Origin of the sequence: Candidatus Rhabdochlamydia porcellionis, from assembly GCF_015356815.2 — a bacterium.
Lineage (GTDB): Bacteria > Chlamydiota > Chlamydiia > Chlamydiales > Rhabdochlamydiaceae > Rhabdochlamydia > Rhabdochlamydia porcellionis.
The window spans coordinates 363178-385680 of sequence record NZ_CP075585.1 but is presented as its reverse complement, the minus strand read 5'-3'; the positions used below and the strand labels follow the sequence as shown (position 1 = coordinate 385680).

At 35.4% G+C, this 22503-nt stretch carries 17 protein-coding genes; 10 read left to right on the top strand and 7 right to left on the bottom strand.

Annotated features, from left to right (window positions below; genetic code table 11):
- Positions 1-4: 4 nt before the first annotated feature.
- Both RHAB15C_RS01800 and RHAB15C_RS01795 read right to left on the bottom strand, forming a co-directional pair.
- Positions 5-919: a glycosyltransferase family 17 protein gene (locus RHAB15C_RS01800; protein ID WP_194844999.1), complete on the bottom strand. Its 915-nt coding sequence runs from the start codon at positions 917-919 to the stop codon at positions 5-7.
- Positions 916-1710 (bottom strand): glycosyltransferase family 17 protein, encoded by a 795-nt coding sequence (locus RHAB15C_RS01795; protein ID WP_246587590.1) that lies wholly within the window; start codon positions 1708-1710, stop codon positions 916-918. The genes RHAB15C_RS01800 and RHAB15C_RS01795 overlap by 4 nt, the downstream gene beginning before the upstream one ends.
- Before the next feature lie 485 nt (positions 1711-2195).
- On the opposite strand from RHAB15C_RS01795, the gene RHAB15C_RS01790 reads away from it, so the two are divergent.
- Complete coding sequence (locus tag RHAB15C_RS01790; RefSeq protein WP_194845001.1) at positions 2196-2582, top strand: hypothetical protein; 387 nt, start codon at positions 2196-2198, stop codon at positions 2580-2582.
- Here the strand turns inward: RHAB15C_RS01790 and RHAB15C_RS01785 are convergent.
- From RHAB15C_RS01785 to RHAB15C_RS01775, 3 genes are all read right to left on the bottom strand, one after another.
- Positions 2557-4578 (bottom strand): alpha-ketoacid dehydrogenase subunit alpha/beta, encoded by a 2022-nt coding sequence (locus RHAB15C_RS01785; protein ID WP_194845002.1) that lies wholly within the window; start codon positions 4576-4578, stop codon positions 2557-2559. The two genes, RHAB15C_RS01790 and RHAB15C_RS01785, sit on opposite strands and share 26 nt — an antisense overlap.
- 10 nt (positions 4579-4588) lie before the next feature.
- Complete coding sequence (locus tag RHAB15C_RS01780; RefSeq protein ID WP_194845003.1) at positions 4589-5683, bottom strand: UPF0158 family protein; 1095 nt, start codon at positions 5681-5683, stop codon at positions 4589-4591.
- A 423-nt stretch (positions 5684-6106) separates the two neighbouring features.
- On the bottom strand, positions 6107-6460 hold the full coding sequence (locus RHAB15C_RS01775; protein ID WP_194845004.1) for an MFS transporter: 354 nt from the start codon (positions 6458-6460) through the stop codon (positions 6107-6109).
- Positions 6461-7172: 712 nt separating this feature from the next.
- Here RHAB15C_RS01775 and RHAB15C_RS01770 point away from each other — a divergent pair.
- From RHAB15C_RS01770 to RHAB15C_RS01760, 3 genes are read left to right on the top strand one after another with little or no spacing between them, the layout of a single operon-like run.
- Positions 7173-8450 carry a M18 family aminopeptidase gene (locus tag RHAB15C_RS01770; RefSeq protein WP_194845005.1) on the top strand — a complete coding sequence of 426 codons (1278 nt, stop codon included), beginning with the start codon at positions 7173-7175 and terminating at the stop codon, positions 8448-8450.
- Between the two features lie 6 nt (positions 8451-8456).
- A complete protein-coding gene (locus tag RHAB15C_RS01765) occupies positions 8457-9179 on the top strand; it encodes a VIT1/CCC1 transporter family protein (RefSeq protein WP_194845006.1) in 723 nt (240 codons plus the stop codon).
- 1 nt (position 9180) lies between these two features.
- Positions 9181-11142 carry a heavy metal translocating P-type ATPase gene (locus RHAB15C_RS01760; RefSeq protein WP_194845007.1) on the top strand — a complete coding sequence of 654 codons (1962 nt, stop codon included), beginning with the start codon at positions 9181-9183 and terminating at the stop codon, positions 11140-11142.
- A 160-nt stretch (positions 11143-11302) separates the two neighbouring features.
- Here the strand turns inward: RHAB15C_RS01760 and RHAB15C_RS01755 are convergent, their stop codons facing one another.
- Positions 11303-11614, bottom strand: a complete 312-nt coding sequence (locus RHAB15C_RS01755) for a hypothetical protein (protein ID WP_194845008.1) — start codon at positions 11612-11614, stop codon at positions 11303-11305.
- A gap of 335 nt (positions 11615-11949) precedes the next feature.
- On the opposite strand from RHAB15C_RS01755, the gene RHAB15C_RS01750 reads away from it, so the two are divergent.
- From RHAB15C_RS01750 to RHAB15C_RS01725, 6 genes are all read left to right on the top strand, one after another.
- On the top strand, positions 11950-15033 hold the full coding sequence (locus RHAB15C_RS01750; protein ID WP_194845009.1) for an NAD-glutamate dehydrogenase domain-containing protein: 3084 nt from the start codon (positions 11950-11952) through the stop codon (positions 15031-15033).
- A gap of 128 nt (positions 15034-15161) precedes the next feature.
- A complete protein-coding gene (gene hrcA / locus RHAB15C_RS01745; RefSeq protein ID WP_194845010.1) occupies positions 15162-16349 on the top strand; it encodes a heat-inducible transcriptional repressor HrcA in 1188 nt (395 codons plus the stop codon).
- Entirely contained in the window at positions 16330-16905 is a 576-nt protein-coding gene (locus RHAB15C_RS01740) for a nucleotide exchange factor GrpE (protein ID WP_194845011.1), read from the top strand. Before hrcA ends, RHAB15C_RS01740 begins: the two co-directional genes overlap by 20 nt.
- Positions 16906-16924: 19 nt before the next feature.
- Positions 16925-18841: a molecular chaperone DnaK gene (dnaK, locus tag RHAB15C_RS01735; protein WP_434062079.1), complete on the top strand. Its 1917-nt coding sequence runs from the start codon at positions 16925-16927 to the stop codon at positions 18839-18841.
- A gap of 205 nt (positions 18842-19046) precedes the next feature.
- Positions 19047-19913, top strand: a complete 867-nt coding sequence (locus RHAB15C_RS01730; RefSeq protein ID WP_194845013.1) for an arginase — start codon at positions 19047-19049, stop codon at positions 19911-19913.
- A gap of 298 nt (positions 19914-20211) precedes the next feature.
- Positions 20212-21489, top strand: a complete 1278-nt coding sequence (locus RHAB15C_RS01725; RefSeq protein WP_194845014.1) for a lanthionine synthetase C family protein — start codon at positions 20212-20214, stop codon at positions 21487-21489.
- On the opposite strand, the gene RHAB15C_RS01720 is transcribed toward RHAB15C_RS01725, so the two are convergent.
- Positions 21419-22393: an alpha/beta hydrolase gene (locus tag RHAB15C_RS01720; protein WP_194845015.1), complete on the bottom strand. Its 975-nt coding sequence runs from the start codon at positions 22391-22393 to the stop codon at positions 21419-21421. The two genes, RHAB15C_RS01725 and RHAB15C_RS01720, sit on opposite strands and share 71 nt — an antisense overlap.
- Positions 22394-22503: the final 110 nt, after the last annotated feature.

Sequence of the window (22503 nt, the reverse complement as noted above, 5' to 3'; positions counted from 1 at the left end):
TGCATCAAGGAGTACATTCTGCAATAAAGCCCATTGACTTAAGATGCTCCACATTTTCTATAACGTATTTAGGGAAAGTATCGTCAATAGGAATAGCTATTTGTTCCTGAATCCAAGTTTCAATTTCCTCATCTGTAATGCCAAGTATATCGTCTCTTCCTTCTACAATGCTCAATAGTTTCTGCCTGATTCTATCTTTACCTCCCATATAGGTAAAATGCCACCCTGCTTTTTTAATCCGAGGAAAATGCCATCGATATTCTCTAAAAAACTGCGCTCCTTTTTTTTTAAAATTACCATATAAAGTCGCAACTGTTCCTACCCATTCATTGCCATTATCCCAGTTGTGTTTTCTATTTAATTGATAAATAAACCACGGCATGTGAAAAGCTAATGTATTATGTGTAGAGCGTGCTAGTTCTTCCGGTTTGTGTTTTCTTTTTTTATATTTTTTATGGGAATTAAAATTTTTAGACTTAGTGAAAACAAGTTGCTTTTTAACTTTTTTAAGTGCCTCAGTACAAGGAATTTCATCTAAATCAGAAATTAAAATAATATCTAAGTGTTCACAATTTTTTAGTCCCTTTGCAATGTATTCTCTTTGGCGGTGCTCTCTATCCCAAAATCCTTTTACAGGATCCTCTTGATTCGATAAAAGCCTTTCGGTAACAACGATATGAATGATCTTAGGCAAATATTTTTCAAAGAGATGTCGATTTTCTTGAAAATATAAAGGCTTAAATTCTCCTCTGTGTGTTTCAACACCTTCTACTAATACAAAATAATCCACATGATCATTGAGCTCTTCCAAACGTACTTTTAAAAGCTCTAATTCATTAAAAAAAGTAAAGCAATCATAAACTTTTGCAAAAGATTTAAAACAGCACAACATACAAGAAAGTATTAAAATAGCACTCATAGCATAGACTCTTCTGCAATAAACCCAATTGATTTAAGATATTGCATATTTTTTTTCATATACTCAGGGAAGTCGTTAGGATACTCACTATCAACGGGGATGATTTCTTGTGCTTGAATCCAGGTTTCAATTTCTTTATCTGACAGCAAATCTACACTTTCTTTATCTCTACCTTCTACAACACTAAGTAATTTCTGTCTGATCTTATCTTTACCTCCCATCCAGGTAAAATGCCATCCTCCATCCATAACTTGAAAAAAATTCCAGCGGTTGTCCCGAAAGAACTGAACCCCCTTCTTTTTAATAGTCTCATATAGAGTAGCGACTGTCCCTACCCATCGACCTTCATGAAGTTCACTTTTTCTATTGAGTTGATAAATAAATAAAGGCATTTCAAGAGCTATTGCATCTGGAGGGTTTTTTACGACTAGTTTTTTGGGTTTTCTTGTTTCTCTATACAATAGCCACTTAAGTGTTTCCAAGGCCTGCTTACGAGGAATCTCATCAAGATCAGAAATCATAATAATATCCAAATCATCGCACTGCTGTAGACCTTTTATAATGCATTTTCTTTGAAAATGCTCTCTATCCCAACAAAGCCCTGTTGCAGGATCAATTACATCCGAAGTTAAACGTTCATCTACAATGATATGTTTGATTTTAGGTAGATACTTTTCAAAAAGATGTTGATTTTCTTGAAAGTACAAAGGCTTAGGATCTCCTCTTTGTGTTTCAACTGATTCTACCAATACAAAATAATCTACATGATCATTGAGCTCTTCTAAACGCATCTTTAAAAGCTCTAACTCATTAAAAAAGGTAAAACAATCGTATATCTTGCTGTAAGACGAGATACAAGTGCATAAAAAAGTAAAAATGAAAATAAAATACATATCTATTTTTGCTCATAAAAAATTCATTCCATGAAGCTATCAGATCAATCAAAAAAAATAAAGATTATTTTAAAAAAGAAATGAATCTCTAAAAAAGATAGTTGCTCTTATTGACGAAGATTAAGATATGTATTTAAAAAAATACTAAGATTTTAGAAACATTCTTGATTGTATATTTCATTGCTATTTTTTAAAATATTTTTATATATATTTAGATTGAAAAATAAAACAGTGTTTATCAAAAAAAAATTCTTTACAAAATAAATAAGTAAAAAAAATTTTTTATAATTGACAAAATTAAGAAAAATTGTTTTATAAAAACTAAGAACACTAATTTAATTAGATGTATATTAGGCTAAAAACAATACAAACTGAGGAAAGCAATGCTAAGCACAGGAGAAGAAATTTTAGCTGATATTGATCAAACATTGGATCAATTAATTGAAAATGCAGACATAATTAATCGCATTTCATTCAATGCATTGTTTACATCTGAAGTACAAGCATTACAAAAAACACAAGAAAGTTTAATGGCACGTCTAATGCACATGCATGAATTATTGGAAAAAGACAAAAAGCCACAGATTCCTACAAAAAAAGCCAATCCTTTAAATCAAATCGAAAATAAACTAAAAGAATTTGGTCAATTGAATGCACGATTAATTGAACACCTAGCTCAAAAGGTTAAAACATCTCAACCAATAAAAAAACCACAGATTCGTCCTTATAGAAAAAAGAATCCCATTAAAACTGGGCAAGTTGACGTATAGCTTGCTCTAAATCTTCTATTTGAGGCAATATAGCATCTTCTAGCTGCTTACAATAAGGAACAGGACAATCCTTTGCGGTAACACGTTTAATAGGCGCATCTAGTAAATCAAAAGCCTCTTCTACTATAAGAGCTGCAATTTCGGCACCAAAACCGCAAGTGCGAATAGCCTCATGGGCAATGAGTAGCTTGCCAGTTTTTTTAATAGATCCTACAATCAGATCAAGATCAAGAGGAACTAAAGTTCTTAAGTCAATAACTTCTACAGAAATCCCCTCTTTCAAGAGACGATCTGCAACTTGAGAAGCCATAAAGACCATCATTCCCCAACAAACAACTGTTAAATCTGTTCCCTTCCGAACATATTTAGCTACACCAAAGGCTTGCAATTCTTCTCCCGAAGGCTCGGGACTAGCACAGAAAACCCTTTGACGATAAAGAGCTTTGTGTTCAAGAAAAACAACAGGGTTAGGATCACGAATAGCCATTTTTAAGAGTCTTTTTGCGTCAGCCGCATTACTGGGAATGACTACTTTTAATCCTGGAATATGAGCAAGAACAGCCTCAACGCTCTGTGAATGATAAGGGCCTCCTTGAATGTATCCACCATAGGGCATACGAATAACCACAGGGCAATTCCACTCTGCGTTAGAACGATAATGGAAGCTAGATAACTCATTAAAAAGCTGGTTAACACCCGTCCACATATAATCTGCAAATTGAATCTCTACGACAGGACGAATTCCTGCTATAGACATTCCTAAAGCAACTCCTATAATACTAGACTCCGCAAGAGGCGAATTAAAGCAGCGAAAAAACCCATGTTTTTCTGTTAAATTACGGGTAATGCCAAATACGCCTCCCTTCCCATGGGCTACATCTTGACCGAAAACAATAACATTGGAATCATATTGCATTTCTTCGTCTAAAGCATGATTTAATGCATCCATCATTACAATGTTTTCTAACGGACATTTAGAGGTTTTTTGTAGTTGACAATCTTTCACATCACTCTTTTTAAAAACATGATCGGCTGCTGTATCTGCACTGGGAAAGGGAATTTGATCTGCTTCTACTGCAGCTTTTTCTACCTCTTCAAAACAACGGTTTTTCATTTGTTGCATTTCATCAATAGAAACCCCAGTTCCTGCAAGATAGTTTTCCATACGAGGCAAAATATCTTTTGCTTGATCATTTGCAATGCATTTTATTGTTCTATATTTATTTTGATCATCACTGCTGCTATGAGGGCCTATCCGAGGAACTTTGGCTACAATAAGACTTGGCCCTTGAGCATTTCTAGCTTTTTTCACAGCTGTATCAAATGCTTTGGTAAGCTCTTCGTAATCTCCACCATCAACATCAAAAACAGAAAGACCTGGATAGCCTTCTGCCATACAGGCGATAGAACCTCCTGCTGTTTGATCTTTCACAGGCACAGAAATTGCAAACCCATTATCTTGAATAACAAAAATAACCCCCAGTTTATGTAAAAGGGAAAAATTTAATGCTTCATGAAAATCTCCTTGAGAAGTAGCCCCATCTCCAGCGGACACATAAACAACATCGTCCTCTTGAAGGAGTTGCCTTGCCTTTGCAACACCTACAGCTTGTAAAAATTGCGACCCTACACAGCTGGATTGACAAGGCAAACGCAGCTCTTTATGAGAAAAATGCTCCGGCATCATGCGTCCAGAGGAATGATGCGGTATATCACGTGCTAAGGAAGCTGCAATAATTTCTGTAAGCGTACAACCAATTCCTATTGCAAAACCTCGATCTCGATAATACGCTAACCCCCAATCTTTGCCTGGAATCAACGCTGATGCAGCTACGGCTCCCACCATTTCGTGTCCTGCTGTACATAAATGAAATGTGCCACCTTTATTTTGGCGAATCAACTTTTTCATTTTTTCATCAGCAAATCGCGTTCGATAAATCACTTCCAAAGTTTTAATAGCTCTTGTCAGATCTTGGCAAAAAAGTTGCTGCGTCATTTTCCAACTCTTATCTTTTTCTATGCTGTTTGCGAATTTGTGTTACTGTCTTTATTTCACTTTTTTTCTTTGTTGGATCTGCAGATTTTTTTCGAGAAGGAAGCAAATCTTTAACAACCTCTGAAATAGAACTTTTCTTATTTTCCATTGGTGCAGAGACTATAGTTTCGGGAATCTGCTTTAAATGTTTAACAGCTTGTTCGGCTAAACTAGAACTATCTGTTGTGGTGATTAGACGCGTGGATAAATGGCGTAGTGACTCCAGTCTTTCTGAAAGCGCTTGCAATTTAGTATCCACCTTAATACGAGAACTCCCTCTAAGGCTAGCGAGGAGTTGCGCTTCCGTATCAAATTTAGCAGAAAAAGTAATGCTTGCTGCATTGGTAATATCTGGCAAATATAAAAAGGTTCGACAAGAAGATGGAACCATTGTGTACATATCAACAGTTACTTGCGGCTCTATTTCTACTTTAGCAACTTGTTTAGGAGGACGTCCACGTTTAGGACGAGGGTTTAATGCTTCATTTGAATAATAGGTTTTTGCTTTTACATACAAAGCTTCTCTCACGGCTGCTATGTCTTTTGACACTTTCACGTCAAACAAATATCGTTTTAGCTTTTCCATCATATTTTTGTTTAGATCTAAATCTTCTTCGAATACAAATAAGATTTCCTGAAGACGCAACCATTCAATAATACGAATACGAGAGCGCTCTACATAATATTGCTGCCATTTCTCCAATTCTGTATGATGGTCATAAATGAACTCCAGAAAATTATCGCGAGCTTCTCTAGATTGAATGATATCCAGCAGTTTCTCTTTAGTATCGATGTCGTACACTTTTTCATTAATAAACCCTTCCATAAACTTTTTTGTTTCGTAAAAAGTCATTTTTGGTAAGAGTGCATAGCGTTTATTATGGACGCTAATCTCTTTGTCAAGATCAGCTAATTCCTTTTCTCCTTTATCTAAATCGACATAAACAATAAACCCTTCTACCTTATCTAGATAAAAATCACGCTCGTCATCTGATTTAGCAAAAGCATCCATTAGACGGTGATACCGGAGCAAAAGTGGATTTTGTGCCTGTGGGTATTTTGACATACATAAACCTCTTAAATCACCATTGTATTTTTGTTAAAGCAATCTTTAAATGCTACTTTATAGATAAAATGGTTTTTTTATTCTTTTAAGTAAAGAGAGTAGCATACTTTGAGCTCTAATTCAAGAAAGAACAGAACTACTATCTTAAAAATTATTTTTTAATGGATGAGGTCTTTGCTTCTATTATTTGCTATAAATGCAATAAGAGCAAAAAACATAGCTATAGCTCCCACAGCAAAAGGAAGATAGGGTAAATTGCTACAAAAGAACCTGAAAAAAGAGGAGTCAGACCGATTGCCACCCACTGCACCGAATTGTAAATGCCTAAAACATGCCCTTACGATTGTTTATTGCTCACATTTGAGATAATCGTCATTACCGATGGAAAAAGCAAGTGCTGGCAACATGCAGTAAAGAAAGAATTTAGTTTCTATAAAAACCCATAATTATTAGAATACAACCCATTCTAAATAAGTCGATTAGAATAAGAGCATCAGGAGAGAACCACCTTAAGAAAAGACGAATAACAAGCCCTTGGCGGAAAGCAATCCAAAGGCCAATACTTGCATAAAAATTAGCAATTTCAGATCCATTAAAGTGAAATTTTCGAATTAAAAAAATAGGACAAAATTCCGTAAAAAACCCAGCTGGCAAAAAAATAAACATTCCTAAGAATAAATTACGTAGTTTGTCAGAGGTAAAAGTTTCCTTAAATTGTTGAATACCAGTAGCTAAACTAATTTCGATATACTGAATGCCCGGTAGGCTCTCTTGCATTCTCCATAATAAAAGGACAATGTTGAGCAAACAAAGAAAAGAAGCGGTCCAAAAAGGAGTAGTCAAATTAAAATAGCATATACAGAAGAGTCTGAAAGCTTACCCCCTAGATCAAGGACCTATCACAAATCCTGTTCTCCACGCCATCCCCAGCAAACCAAAGCTCTTAGTTTTTTCTCTCTCAGCGCTGGTATTTACAATGACTGTTTGAACCACAGACCAATTATCAGCAACTACGCCCTTAATAACCGTGAAATGAAAATAATAATGATACTCTCAAAAATAATTCCGAAAACAGTCAATGCATAAGTAGATGCAGCAAGCCAAAGGGTGAGCAATAAGATTTTCTTACGCCCTTTATAATCAGATAGAGCCCCTAAAATCGGTCCGCCAAAAAATTGCCCGAAACCAACAATCCAAATAACCAGCCTCGCATGGCAAGCGAAGTATTTAAGGATAAAAACCCTTGTTCAGGATTCATGAGCAGCACAGAAAAAATCGGATAAACCAGACCAAAGTCTAAGTTATCGATTTAAACCAAAAAAGAGTAAAGTACAAACGTTTTAAAATCACATTATTTTAAAACAAGATTGACTGATAGTATCTCGAAAGATTATAGTTTTATCTATTTCTAAAAGACATATTATTATAGCTCTCATCTCATCTTATGTGATATGGATTAGATATAATTGAAGAAAGAACAAAAAGATCTATGACACACATTTTAGCTGATTTAAAATCTTTTTTAGAAACAGCACCTACTTCTTGGCATGCTGTTCAGGAAATAGGCAACCGTCTAGCCATTCATAATTTCCTACCTTTAGAAGACATCGATAAATGGAAATTGAAACCAGGCGGTAAATATTTTACGATAAGAGGAGGAAGTTTGTGTGCTTTTTCTCTTCCTAAAAAATCTCCTAAACAAGCCCTTATTCTTGCCTCACACACAGATAGCTGTGCTCTTAAACTTAAGCCACTTCCTAGCTATCTTAAGCAAAATATGACCTCATTTGGCGTTGAAGTATACGGCAGTCCTCTACTTTCTTCTTGGTTAAATCGCGATCTGGTTCTAGCAGGAAGAGTCGTTATTTTAAATAAAGATCAACAACCAGAAAAGAACTTAGTTATTTTAGACGATGCTACTTTTATGATTCCACAGCTTGCCATTCATTTAGATCGCGAAGTGAATGAAAAAGGGGTGGTTTTAAATAAACAGGAACACTTATGCCCTCTTGTTAGTGTATCTAGTCAAGAAAAAAATATCTTAGAAAAATTATTAAAGCATCAGCTCTCTTTCGAAAAGCTGCTTTCCTTTGATCTTTTTCTAGTACCACAAGAACCTGCGCGTTTTATAGGATTAAATAATGAAATGCTCGCCTCATATCGAATAGATAACTTAGTTAGCGCGCATGCTTCTTTAGCTGCTTTAGTCTCTTGTAAAAATTCAAGCACCGATCAGCTGCAAATGGCGCTTTTTTGGGATCACGAAGAAGTAGGATCTCATAGTTTAGAAGGAGCTGGATCTTCTTTCCTGCAAGATGTATTACAACGTATTTCTTACCATCTTGGATTAGATATAGAAGAGTTAATACGTATGAAAAACAATTCTCTTTGTCTTTCAATTGATATGGCTCATGCGCTAAATCCTAATTATATAGATAAACACGATCCGCAACATCAGCCTCTTTTAAATAAAGGGATTGTGATTAAATACAATGCGAACCAAAAATATGCTTCCCATGCAATTTCTGTAGCTCCTATTGTACATGCTTGTCATAATTTAAATCTCAACTACCAATCTTTTGTATCTAGATCGGACCTTCCTTGCGGAAGCACCATCGGCCCCATCATGGCTGCTAATCTAGGAATTGATACAATCGACATTGGATGCCCTCAACTTTCTATGCATTCGACCAGGGAATTAATTGCTTGTCAAGATTACCTTGATCTGTTGCACTTGCTTAGCTACTTGGTTCAAGAGGGAGCATAAACTTAAATGTCCAAACATTTTAAGGGGAAGTCCGTCCCAGAGCATCTAAAAGAAGCGCGCAAAAAAGGCACCCTTCTTAAAGCTGAAATACATGGATCAGAAACTCCTTCTCATGTAGTTGCCGCAACAGAAAGCATGAAATTGCTTGCTGTAATGCTTTTGATTGGATGGCTTATTCAACTATCTTTGCAAACTCTCAGTCTATTCTCTTTTGGTCTGATTTTATTTATAACAGCACGTAGTGCTTTAAATGGCTGGTCGCGAATGCAAAGATTACATCGTGTAATTGAAGAAGAACGTTTTGAAATTGAACATCACAGACATCAAGAGAGAGAAGAACTCTCCGAGATCTATGAAGCAAAAGGATTTTCCGGTAAATTACTCAAAGAGGTAATCGACTGCTTAATGGCTGATGACAATCGCCTTTTGCAGATTATGTTAGAAGAAGAATTAGGTCTTTCTTTAGAACAGTACGAACACCCTCTTAAACAAAGCGCCTTTGCCTTATTAGGCGCTTTAATGAGTGCTGTTTTATGTTTAATAGGCTATGTTCTCTCTTACTCATTTGGGTTGCCTCTTGCCGCTTTTTTAATAACGGTCTTTTCCACTGTGCTTTCTGCCTATCTTGAAAGCAGCTCAGCCTGGCAAAGAACTGTTTGGAACTGCGCTGTATTAGTTCTTGTTAGTGGCGCTGTTATATTTGCTCAACAGTTAATCAAAGGCATCTGAAATGTCAAATAGTCCTTATCTCTTCGATGAATTTTTTGCCTCGGGTAAGGAAGAGAGCATCAGCCCTTTTCTAACTCCTTCTTCGCGTAAATGGGGCAAACACCTCTCTTTAAAAACAGCTTTTATATCTGGAATATTATTACTATGCGCTTTTATTTTTTCCTTTCTTAACCCTGCTTTTTCTAATCTTTGTTTGCTATTTGTCTATTTTTTTTCAGGAACTCCTGCGTTAATTGATGCCTTAGAAAATATAAAAAATCTCGAAATTAATATCGATGTGCTAATGACTTTAGCCGCTCTCTTATCGGTATTAATCGGAAGTGCTATGGAGGGAGCTTTATTGCTTGTCTTATTTGAGCTATCCGGTGCGATGGAAACTTTAGTTACAGAAAAAACAAAAAGTGCTCTGGTTAGCTTGCATCAAATAGCTCCTAGATTTGCTTATGTAGTAGCAGAAGATGGGACTATTTACGAGAGATCTGTAAAAGATATCCCTCTTAAAACTATCTTGCTGATTAAAGCAGGAGAAGTTATTCCACTTGACTCTGTTGTTATTAAAGGTAGTTCTTTTGTAAATTTAAGCCATTTAACAGGAGAAAGTCGTCCTGTTAGTAAAAAACCAGGTGATGAAGTACAAGCAGGTGCTTATAATCTTGATGGCACTATTACAGTAAAGGTTACTCGTACAAGCAGTGACTCCACATTAAATCGAATTATTACGCTCATTACTCAAGCTCAAGAAGCAAAGCCTCGCCTACAGCGCTTTTTAGATCGTTTTGGCAAATGGTATGCGGTGAGCATTATCTCCCTTTTTTTAATTTTTGCAATCATATTACCTTGGATTTTTCCCATCCCCTATTTAGGCGCTGAAGGAGGAATCTATCGTGCATTATCTTTCTTAATTGCAGCCTCTCCTTGTGCATTAATCATAGCAACTCCAACAGCTTATTTAAGCGCAATTAGTAGCTGTGCTCGTAAAGGAATCTTGCTTAAAGGAGGGATTATTTTAGACGCACTTACCTCATGTCGTACTGTAGCTTTTGATAAAACAGGAACACTAACAACGGGAAATCTTCATTGCACAAAATTAGAAATAATCTATCCAAAACAGACTCCATGCCATACTCTAGAAGAGGGACTACAAGCAGCTTATGGACTGGAAATATCTGCTGTACACCCTATTGCAGATGCCATTATTTCCTATGCAAAAGAAAAGCAAATTAAACCTTCAGAAATTTTAGATTTTACATCTATTCCAGGTTCTGGTTTACAAGGCTTTGTTCTTTTACAAAACCGCAAAATCCCTGTCTATATAGGTAATTCAACATTTATTCTACCCTATTTACCTAAAACCTTTTCTTCTGGGATCTTTCTAAAAGGAATATTGAATAGTTATCTTTTATTGGGAAATACTCTATTTCTCTTCCATTTTACCGATACTTTACGAACCCAATCAAAACTCTTAATTGATCGACTAAAAAATCAAAAACTTCATTCCATTATGCTTACAGGTGATAAGTTAGAAATTGCAAAAGATGTAGCTGAGCAAGTAGGTATTTCTACAATCTATGCAGATTTAAAACCTGAGGATAAATTAGCTAAAGTAGCAGAGCTTTCCACTAACAAAGGTCTTATTATGGTTGGTGATGGAGTAAATGATGCCCCTGCCCTAGCAAGAGCCACTGTGGGTATCTCTATGGGAACAATAGGAAGTGCTACAGCCATTGAAGCATCCGATATTGTCTTTCTCAATGATGATCTTTCTTTACTCGATTGGATGATTCAAAAAGCCCACAGAACAATTGCTATTGTCAAACAAAATATTATCCTAGCTCTTGCTGTTATCTTACTAGCAACTCTTCCTGCCCTTTTAGGTTTGATTCCTCTTTGGCTTGCGGTTATCTTTCATGAAGGAGGTACTATTCTCGTAGGCTTAAATAGCTTAAGGCTCCTTAGACAATAATCCTTAAGTTATATTTTTATAAAGAAAGCAGCTAAAAAATACTTCCGATATACTTCCTCGTAGATTTTCTTCGAGAATTATTGGCAGTTCTTGATTTGCATTTATTTTAAATTGCAGTCGACCCGAATTATTTCTCTCAAATGGAACCTCTTTAAAGTTTTTATTTTTTGCAACAACAAAAAACGCGATTAAAAATGCTTTGAGCTTCTTCTATTGGAATTTCTAAAGGAGGTCTTTCCTCTTTTAAAACCATTTCTAAATTAACAAGATCTACAGCCCCTTCTTCAAGCAAAGGACGTGAAGAGCCTGGGCCTTCTGAAGAATGTGCAACAGTTATCTCATAAGAAGAAGATAAGCCTGATTCTTGTATTACAGATACTTCAGTAGCTGAATTAAATGTATCTGTAGATAATGTATCTGTTGATGTATATACAGCGCTTGCTGTCAATGAATTAATTGATGATATAGTCATAAAATTCCTTTTTGATTGTAGAGTTTATCGTTTATTTTATTTAAAGCTTATTCATAAGAATTCAAAATCTAAAATGAGCTTTAATCATTTTTTGGCATCTTTAAAGTAAAAAAAATAACAAAGAAAATGTTTTAATAACATGAAAATTTAATTTTTAAAATTCCCTAACCTTGTTTTTCCTTGTTCTATTTATTTTACAAAAATATTGATACAATTTTTAGATTCTATCGATAGTTAGTAAAAATCAAATAATATTCGCTCTTTTATATTTAATAGATTGATTTTTTTCTTCTACATGCTATTCATAAGAAAAGACAACGGAGGAATGAACAGAGATGGACTCGCAATCCAAATTTCCTAAAGAAACACTAGAATACGGTATTGAAAAAGAACGTAAAAAATTTGAAGAGTGCTATCAATGGGTTGAGCAGCATATGCCTGCTAGTTTCTTTGAAGAGATGGACGAAGAGAGTTTGATGCTAATCGTTCATAACCTAATGAGTTTTAATCTAAATGATTTTTTTTCTCATATCCATTTAAAAAACCTCGGATTTACTCTTTGTTTAGACAGTCCAGATGCTGACTTGAAAGTTTTAAAACATTACAAAATGTTTGGCATTAAAAACTATCGATCATTTGTCTCTAATACTCCTCCTCCTTTTCCTGAGGTAAAAAAGCTACTGCGTATTTCTATGATTGTCTTTAAAGAAGCACAAGAAAAGGAATCAGAGGATGTTATTTCTCTGGAAAAAGAAAAAGAAATTTTAAAAAAAATCCAAGAACGCAATCCACAGGTAACAGAGCCTGATTTACACAAATTAATTACAGAACTAAATTCCTACTTTTTACGCTCTTTACCACAAGAGCGATTGACCTTAGCTTTAGATATGTTTTTCCGCGCTAAATCTCGAGATAATTGTCAATATGAAGTGCGCTATAATGAAAATTGGGAAGAGAAAAAAGATACTCCATCTTTGCAAATCGTATTTGCTTGGCGTAATGTTCCTAAATACAGCTTTTTATACCGCATGGCACGTATGATTCATCGACATGGTTTGATGATGAAAAGGGTAAATGCTACTTATGTTGATGCATATAGTAAGCAAAATATTCTCATAATGTCGCTAGGCCTACACGGGATTCGAGGAAAAGCTGCCTGGGAAGAAACCCATATCGATGACTTCTTAAGAGAGCTCGTAACGCTAAAATACTTTGAAGGGCTAGAAATCATTGAAGAGCTTTTTGTCGATGAAGGACTCTTAACTGGCAATCAAGGAAATCTTGTAAAGGCCATCATCTATTTTATTCACCAGACATTAGTCCACGCTGATATGAATATTTATTCTTTTGGCCATATTGAAGAAGGTGTTTGCCGGCATCCAGAATTAATTGTGAAAGTGATCCAAGCGTTTGAAGCCAAATTTAACCCAGAAAACATCAATTTGGAAACTTATCAAAGTATACGTAGAGAATTTATGGATCTAGTAGATCGTCTAGATACAGGACATGAAATCAACGATACCAGGCGTAAAAATATCCTTAAACAAGCGATGAACTTAGTTGATTACACACTAAAGACAAATGTCTATCGCGATAATAAAACCGCATTTTGCTTTCGTTTAGATCCTGAATATCTCAACAATGTCTGCTATGAAAGAAAAGATAAATTTCCCGAACTACCCTATGCGGTTTTTTTCATGAAGGGATTATACTTTATCGGTTTTCATATTCGCTTCCGCGATTTATCTAGAGGAGGTTTGCGCACTGTATTTCCCGAAAAAATGGAACAAATGCTTGTAGAGAGAAACTACATCTTTGCTGAATGTTATAATTTGGCATATACCCAAAATAAAAAAAATAAAGATATTCCAGAGGGAGGCGCTAAGGGAGTTATTTTCTTAGAGCCTTATGAAAGATTGTACTCTGAAGAAGAAATCTACCAAAGAGAGTTAGAAGATGAAGAACTTCCTCCAGAGGAAATCAAGCAACATCTTATGACCTATCATCGAGAACAAAAGCTGGAATACCTCTATCAAACACAACGCTCTTATATTGAAAGTTTTCTAACTATTTTAAATTGTGACCCTGACGGAAGGATTCGAGCGAAACGGATTATCGATTATTGGAAAAAACCTGAATATATCTATTTAGGCCCTGATGAAAACATGCACAATGACATGATCGATTGGATTGCCTCGTACAGCCAATATTACCATTATAAGCCAGGAGGAGCCTTTATTTCTAGTAAACCTGGTGCAGGTATCAACCATAAAGAATTTGGAGTCACTTCTTTGGGTGTTAATGTATACATGGAAGAGATGTTAAAATTTCTGGGCATTAATCCTAATAAAGATTGCTTTACTGTAAAAATGTCAGGAGGACCAGATGGCGATGTAGCAGGAAATCAAATCTATAACTTATATCGATTTTACCCTAATACAGCCAAGCTGCTTGCAACGATAGATATCTCGGGTACCATTTTTGATCCAATCGGTTTAAATTTGGAGGTAATGGCTCGTTTATTTAAAGAAGGAAAACCTCTGCGTTTTTATCCCCCATCTGAGCTCAATGATGAAGGGTTTTTATTAGACCTACACACAAAAAGAGAAGAAACGGCTTATACACAAAAAACTCTTTGTTGGAGAAAGAAAAACGGCCAGTTAATAGAAGATTGGTTATCGGGAAATGAAATGAATCATTTACTTAGACATAATGTACATCAAGTGAAAGCAGATATTTTCATTCCAGGAGGAGGAAGACCTCGTACCTTAAACGAAAATAATATAAAAGATTTTCTAGATAAGACAGGAAAACCCACTGCACAAGCCATTATTGAAGGAGCCAATCTCTATCTCACCCCTTGGGCCAGACGTTCTTTAGAAAAATTAGGAGTACTTATTATCAAAGACAGTTCTTCTAATAAAGGAGGTGTTACCTGCTCTTCTTTTGAAGTACTTACTTCTTTGGTTTTATCTCAAGCGGAATTTGTTAAAGAAAAACAACAGATTGCAAATGAAATTTTAAGTTTAGTAAGCATAAAAGCTCGAGAAGAAGCTGCTCTTTTATTAGCTACTCATCGAGACACTCAAGGGTTTTTAACCGATATTTCAGAATGGATTTCAGAAAGAATCAACCAGTATAAAGACCAATTAATGCAATATTTTCAGTTTATGACCTTATCTAATGATCCAACTGATCCTTTTGTCCGGTGTTTACTTAACTATTGTCCTCCTCTTTTGCGGAATCAATACCAAAATAGAGTTTTAATAGAAGTTCCGGACATGCATAAAAAAGCAATTATTGCCTGTCAAATTGCCTCTCGAATCGTATATACTCGGGGCTTAGATTGGTCTCCTAGTCTAGTCGATATTCTTCCTCTGATTATTACCGACCCAAAAATCATTAATTCCTTAGATTAATAAAGACCTTATTATCAATAACTTATTCATAAAAATTAGCAGTCTAGCCTTAAGACTGCTGATTTTAATTGATTCGCCGTTCTCTTTCAGTTATACTGGTTTTATAAATTTTTAAGATTTTTTTTCATATGAAGCCACTGATTCCTAAAAAGCCAGCTAAAAGTCAAAGAGAACGCTTAATCCTATTTGGGTTGATTGAGTTATACCTTAAAACAGGTAAGCCAATTGGATCTCATACGCTTCGAGAACAAGGGTTTGAAACTTTAAGTCCAGCAACTATTCGCAATTATTTCATGAAATTAGAAGAAGAAGGCTACCTTAAACAGCAACACTCTTCTGGAGGGCGCATTCCCACCTCACTAGGATTTAAAATCTATGCAGAAGCACATATAAATAAGCCTCGTTTATCCGAACAAGATAAAAAAAATGCAACCCGTCTATTTCAAAAACAAACAAGAGAGCTCGTTGTCTATTTAAATCAAGTTACGGAATCTCTAAGCGAATTAACCAGCTGTGCTGTGTTCCTTTCTGCTCCCCGTTTCGATCAAGATTTTATTTTAGACATTAAACTAGTAAGCATTGACCAAAACCGCTTGCTTTGTGTGCTGATCAGTGACTTTGGTCTCATTCACAATGAAGTTTTATATGTTGATAAGAAAATTTCCCATTCATTATCGCGAAAGTTAGAAAGCTATTTTCATTGGCGTCTTAATAAACTAGATAAACCTCTATTAAACCAAGAAGAAGAGTCCCTTGCTGCTAAATTATACAAGGAAGCCATCTTAAGACATATTGTCTCTTATACTAATTTCAGCGTGGAAGACTTATTTCAAGCAGGTTTTTCCAAATTACTAGCTTATCCTGATTTTAATGATGCTTCTGTATTAGCAAGTGGGTTGTCTTTATTTGAAAACAAGCAACAATTGCGCGCTCTACTTAACAAGAGTTGTCAAATTGGCAAATTACACTCCTGGATTGGAGATGATCTGCATGCCTTTGCTCCAGAAGCCACCTCTTGTTCTATATTGGCAGTTCCCTATCACATCCATCATACAATTTGCGGAGCATTTGGTATATTAGGGCCCAATCGCATGCCTTATCGAGAACTTTTTGGACTTTTAGAAATAGCTGCAAATATTATTTCAAACTCACTGACAAGTAGTATGTACAAATATAAAATTTCCTTTAGACAACCTAAACACTCCCATCTCGAGTCTAAAGAAAACCCTCTTATCTTAGAGAAGAGTTCCTACTTACTATTGGAAAATAAATCGCTTTATCAGAAAGGAGAAATAGATGACTCAAGAACAGAATGAAACACCAGATGCGTCGCAGCATGAATTAGATGAAGTAAAAACTCATCAGCAAAAAGCAGAGCAAGAGTTAGAAGAATATAGAGATAAATACCTGCGCTTATTGGCTGAAATGGATAATACACACAAAAGAATGCAAAAAGAAAAACAAGAAGCTATACGTTTTGCTGTTGAAAGTGCTTTAGAAGATTTTTTAAAACCCATTGATAATTTGGAAAACGCTCTAAACAGTACAGAGCATATGTCTCAAGAAGTGCTTAATTGGGCTCAAGGATTCCAAATGATTGCACAACAATTCAAGGAAGCATTAAGCCAACATGGAATTACAGCCTTTAGCTCTGATGGCGATATGTTTGATCCTAACTTGCATTATGCAATTGAGACAAAAGAAACAGAAGAAACAGAAGAAGGAACTGTCCTTCAAGAATTTATTAAAGGATATAAAAGCAGTAACCGCACCATACGCCCAGCACATGTAAAAGTTGCTGTTTTGCCAGAATCAAAAAAGAAGGAAACAACCGATTTAGAAAAACCTTCTTTACCAGAACAAGATACATAAAAAAAATAAAAGGAGATATATTATGGCACAATCTAATTCTAATAAACAAGACGTTATTGGTATCGACTTAGGAACTACTAATTCTTGTGTTGCTGTTAGGGAAAAAAATGGCAAAATAACAGTAATTGCCAATACAGAAGGAGGTCGCACCACTCCATCAACCGTTGCTTTCAAAGGTAATGAACGTTTGGTAGGGATACCTGCAAAAAGACAAGCCATTACCAATTCTCAGAATACGATCTCTTCTTCTAAACGTTTTATTGGGCGCAAATTTCATGAAGTAGAATCTGAAATTAAAACCGTTCCTTATGAAATTACCAATAATGCAAATGGAGGTACAGCATTTAAAGTAGATAATAAATTAATTACTCCCGAAGAAGTTGCAGCTCAAGTTTTAATCAAAATGAAAGAAACAGCAGAAATCTATTTGGGACATCCAGTCACTGAAGCCGTTATAACAGTCCCTGCTTATTTTAATGATTCTCAAAGACAATCGACAAAAGATGCAGGAAAAATTGCTGGTCTAAATGTTTTAAGAATCATTCCAGAACCAACGGCTGCTGCTTTAGCTTATGGACTAGAAAAACAAGAAGACCAAAAAGTAGCGGTCTTTGACTTAGGTGGAGGAACATTTGATATTTCTGTATTAGAAATTCACGGCGGTGTTTTCGAAGTGCTAGCAACAAATGGAGACACTCATCTAGGCGGTGATGATTTCGACAATGCTATTCTACATTGGATGCTTGAAGAATTTAAAAAAGAAACCAGTATTGATTTAAGCAAAGATAGCATGGCTCTACAGCGTTTACGCGATGCTGCAGAAAAAGCCAAAATTGAACTATCAGGTACACAATCTACTGAAATTAATCAACCATTTATTACTATGGATGCCTTAGGTCCTAAGCATCTCGCATTAACATTAACCCGAGCCAAGTTAGAGTCCTTAGTTCATGACTTAATCGAGCGTTTGGTTGAACCCTGTGAAAAAGCTCTGAAAGATGCAGAAAAGAAAGTCAAAGGGCAAATCAATGAAGTAATTCTGGTCGGTGGAATGTCTCGTATGCCAGCTGTTGAGAAAAAAGTAAAAGAAATATTTGGTAAAGAACCTCATAAAGGAGTTAACCCCGATGAAGTTGTAGCCATTGGTGCTGCTATCCAAGGCGCTGTATTGACAGGAGATGTCAAAGACGTCTTATTGCTCGATGTAATCCCATTGACTCTGGGAATTGAAACGCTAGGAGGAGTTCTAACCCCTATTGTAGAAAGAAATACAACGATTCCTACGAAGAAAACACAGACTTTCTCTACTGCAGCTGATAATCAGCCCGCTGTTACTATTGTCGTTTTACAAGGGGAGCGTAAAATGGCTAAAGACAATAAAGAAATTGGCCGTTTTGATCTTACAGATATTCCTCCTGCACCTCGTGGCATGCCACAAATTGAGGTAGCTTTCGATATCGATGCCAATGGTATCTTGCATGTATCAGCAAAAGATGCAAAAAGTGGCAAGGAACAAAAAATTCGCATTGAAGCAAAGTCCGGTCTATCTGAAGATGAAATTAAGCGCGCATTAAAAGATGCAGAAGATCACAAGGAAGAAGATAAAAAAAATAAAGAAGAAGTAGAGTTAAAGAACCAAGCTGAAGCTTTAGCTTTCCAAGCAAAAAAATTTTTAGATGGGCATAAAGAGCGCATTCCTCAGGAGCTTGCTCAAGAAATACAAAGCAGAATAGACGCTGTAAAAAAAGCATTGGAAGATAAAGATACTGTTGCTATTAAAGCTGCCCACACAGAGCTAAATACCCATATGCAAAAAATTGAGAAAGCGATGCAAAGCGCCCAACCAGCACCAGATGCTCAACAACCACCAAAGAATGAGAAAGAAAACATAGAAGAAGCAGAAGTAGAAATTCTCGATGACGAGGATAAAAAATAACCTCGCTTGAAAATCACACTCTGAGCTACTTTTAAGCAGCTCAGAGCTTTTTATTGACTTTCTTAAAAAGATCTATTAAACAGTTAACCTGCTTTTACAAATTAAAATGGATTAGCTTTTCTTATAACTTTGTTTTTCATTAGTTGATTTAAAATAAAAAAATATTTATCTAAACTTATGTTATAAAAAAATCTGGCAAAACTTAATGTATGACGATTTATTTTTTATTGGAGCTTCTTCTGGATTAGGGGGAAATCAATCAGGTAGTGAAAAAGCGCCTTTTTTTTTAAAAAATACGTTAGAATTAAAACTATTTCAAGAAATTCAACCTTTTTTTCATAAACGTAATCACTATGAAAGTATTGCTCATTTCAATAGAGAGCTAGCAAAAGCTACTTTTGCTTTTGCTAAAAAAGAAGAGTTTTTTATTGCTTTAGGGGGCGATCATTCATGTGCTATTGGAACGTGGTCTGGAGTAGCAGAAGGTTATCGCCAACGAGGAGATATTGGCCTTTTATGGGTTGATGCTCATATGGATGCGCACAGACCTTCTAGTTCAAAAAGTGGGAACATCCATGGTATGCCTTTAGCAGTTCTCCTTGGCTTTGGAAACGAGCACTTGGTCAATATTCTTTCTTCTACTCCTAAGCTAAAACCTCAAAATATCGCTTTAATTGGAACCAGAAGTTATGAAAAGGAAGAAGAAGAGTTTTTAAAACAACTAGGTGTAAATATTTACTTCATGGAGAACATTAAACAAAGAGGATTACAAGAAGTATTAAAAGAAGCCATCCATCACATCACAACCTCCACTATTGGATATGGGATTTCTTTTGACCTTGATAGCCTCGACCCTAGCTTTGCAGATGCAGTAGGTACCCCTGTTTCTTGTGGGCTCGATCTTGAAGAATTCTTAAATTGCTTTGTTTTATTTCAAGAAATACCCCCTTTTGCTTTTGAGCTAGTGGAATATAACCCTGGTCTAGATACGAAACTCCATTCTCTGAATGTGATTAAGAGAATCTTAAGCCACTGCAACACTCTTCATAAAAAATATATTATATCTTTATAGTTTACAGATAATCTTATCAGGGAATATCCTCTTGTAAGTCCAAACTCGCCTTTTACTATCTCTTTGTGAGGTGATCGAATGCTTTTATTGTTATCTTCTAACAAGCAGTACAAAATGAATCATATTAAATTCAACTCATTTTTAATAATAAAATCACATGAAGCATACTAACTTAATACAGCTTACTTCAAATTCTTCGTTACAAAAGAAGATCGTCGAAATTTGCATTAAATCAGCTAAAAAATTAATAGACCCTTTTTATATTGAAGAGATTTCTCATAAAAAAGAAAACTTGTTTATGAATCAAAAATTCAGCCCTTGGGAACCTACAACTCTAGGCTATGGATATCCTGCCCTTATTTTACTTTTTTCCGAAATGAACATGTTTTTTCCTGATCCAAAATGGGAAAAAGCTTACCAAGCTTACATTGATCTTCTTACCAAAGAACTAAAAACAAATGGGTTTCTTGATCCTTCTTTATTTGCTGGCTTGACAGGGATTTGCTTTACTATTCAATTTGCTGCTGAACAAAATCCAAAATATGTAAAACTGCATGCCTCTCTTCACTTTCTACTTCTACATCAAATACAGAAATACTATCTTATTCCTATTGAGCTTGCTGAAAAAGAAGGTAAACTGCCTTTACCTATTCAATATGGAATTATTTCTGGATTAAATGGTGTGTTGGCCTATTTATTAAATTATAGCACTCACCAAGCATCTAAAACGATCATTCATAAAATCCTTAAGCATATAGTACGAGTAGCTGGCCTAATTCGCGTTGGATCATATGAAATCCCTGGATGGTATGCCAATGCAAATTATTTACTTCTTAAAGATGGGGCAAAAATGTACCCTAAAGGAGTTGTTGAAAAACATCTAGATACCTATCGCGAAGGTTGTTTTGATACAGGAATGGCTCATGGAGTATCAGGTTGCTTAGCAGTTCTAGCTAAAGCTCTCTTACATGGCATTGAAGTTCCTAATCACATAAAATCCATGTATGCAATCATTAACTGGCTTAAAAATACAAAACAGAATGTGGGTAAGATAAAACAAGTATGGCCTAAGCGATTTGCATTCAACCCTAAAAAGAAAAACTATGTAGAAATTCGCTCGGATGTTTATTTCGATAGCTGGTCCTATGGGGCTCCAGGAATTTCCAATGCAATGATTCTTGCTGCAAGTTCTTTAAAAGATTCTCATCTTTATAATTATTGTATAAATGATTTTATTTCCATATCAACTAGATTGCAAATATCTAAAGACCTTAACTGTCCGTCATTCTTCTATGGAAGATCTGGTAACTTGACTATTATACATCAAATATACCTTGCAACTCATCTAGATATTTTCTCAAAAAGTGCTCAAAAACTTGCAGAATTACTAGTTGAGCAATATAACGATCAGTCTCCTTTTGGATTTAAGTGCATACCTCCTACAAACGATTTAGAAAGCACTTTTTCTATTGATAACATTGGTTTAATAACTGGAGTCTCTGGAATTATTTTAAGTTTACTATTTTCGATTTCTGAAAATCATCGCCCGTGGACTCAAATTTTTCTTTTGAATTGATTAATTCTTTTATTGCTTCAATAATAATTGAAGGTTGATGTCTTGTAATTTGATGATCACTATGTTCTGCAATGATTTGTTTTCCTTTTGTCGATTGAGCTACTAATTCCTTTTGAAGATCTTTCCATACTTTATATGCTTGATTTAACCATTCTTGATCGAAACCATATCCTTTTCCAGAAATACATTTTCCTGCAGTAAGAACAATCAACGGTTTATCTCTAAAAGAAAATTGGACATTTTTTAATTGTATAAGACTCTCTACAAAAGCAGAACTTTCCTTACCTGCAGTTCTCATGCATTTTGTTGAGGATAATTTTGCAAGATATGCTTTTTGTACCCAATCTGGATAACTAGATAACCTAAGCTTTGATGAGACGCTTGAAGCTTGCATCATTAACCGATGAATCCCAATGAAAGTAAAAAACTCTGCGATTTTTGGATGTTTAATAAAAAAATTTTTTTTAGGTTCTGGAGGAAGGCGCGCTTCCTGATCTTCATGAGATGAATCTACTAGAATGATCCCAGAAACCTCATCGGGATATTGATGTGCATAGAGCCTCACATTAACACCACCTAATGAATGACCAACAAGAATATAAGGCTTTGGAATCTGAGCTTTAGTCAGAAGTTCATGCAATTCCAAAACCACCTGATCACTTGTTCGAGGATAGGGGCTTTCTTCACTCCATCCATAACCTGCCCTATCATAACTACACACACGAGTAAATTTAGAAACCTCTGATTGAACAAGTGCCCATTCTAAGGAATTTCCTGCATGACCCGCTTCTAAAACTACTGTTTGATCTCCTTCTCCTATACAACTGATGTGTAAGCTATACCCTCCCAAATCAACAAGTTTTCCTGGAGGTAAAAATCGGGTCTCATCCACTTTAGTTGCCACAATCTGATAAATTGCCCCAATACATATTACTAGAAAAAGAGGTAAAAAAATAAATCCAATAGCCCTTAACATATCCATAGATAGTAAAAAAAAAATTAATAGAAACCAAC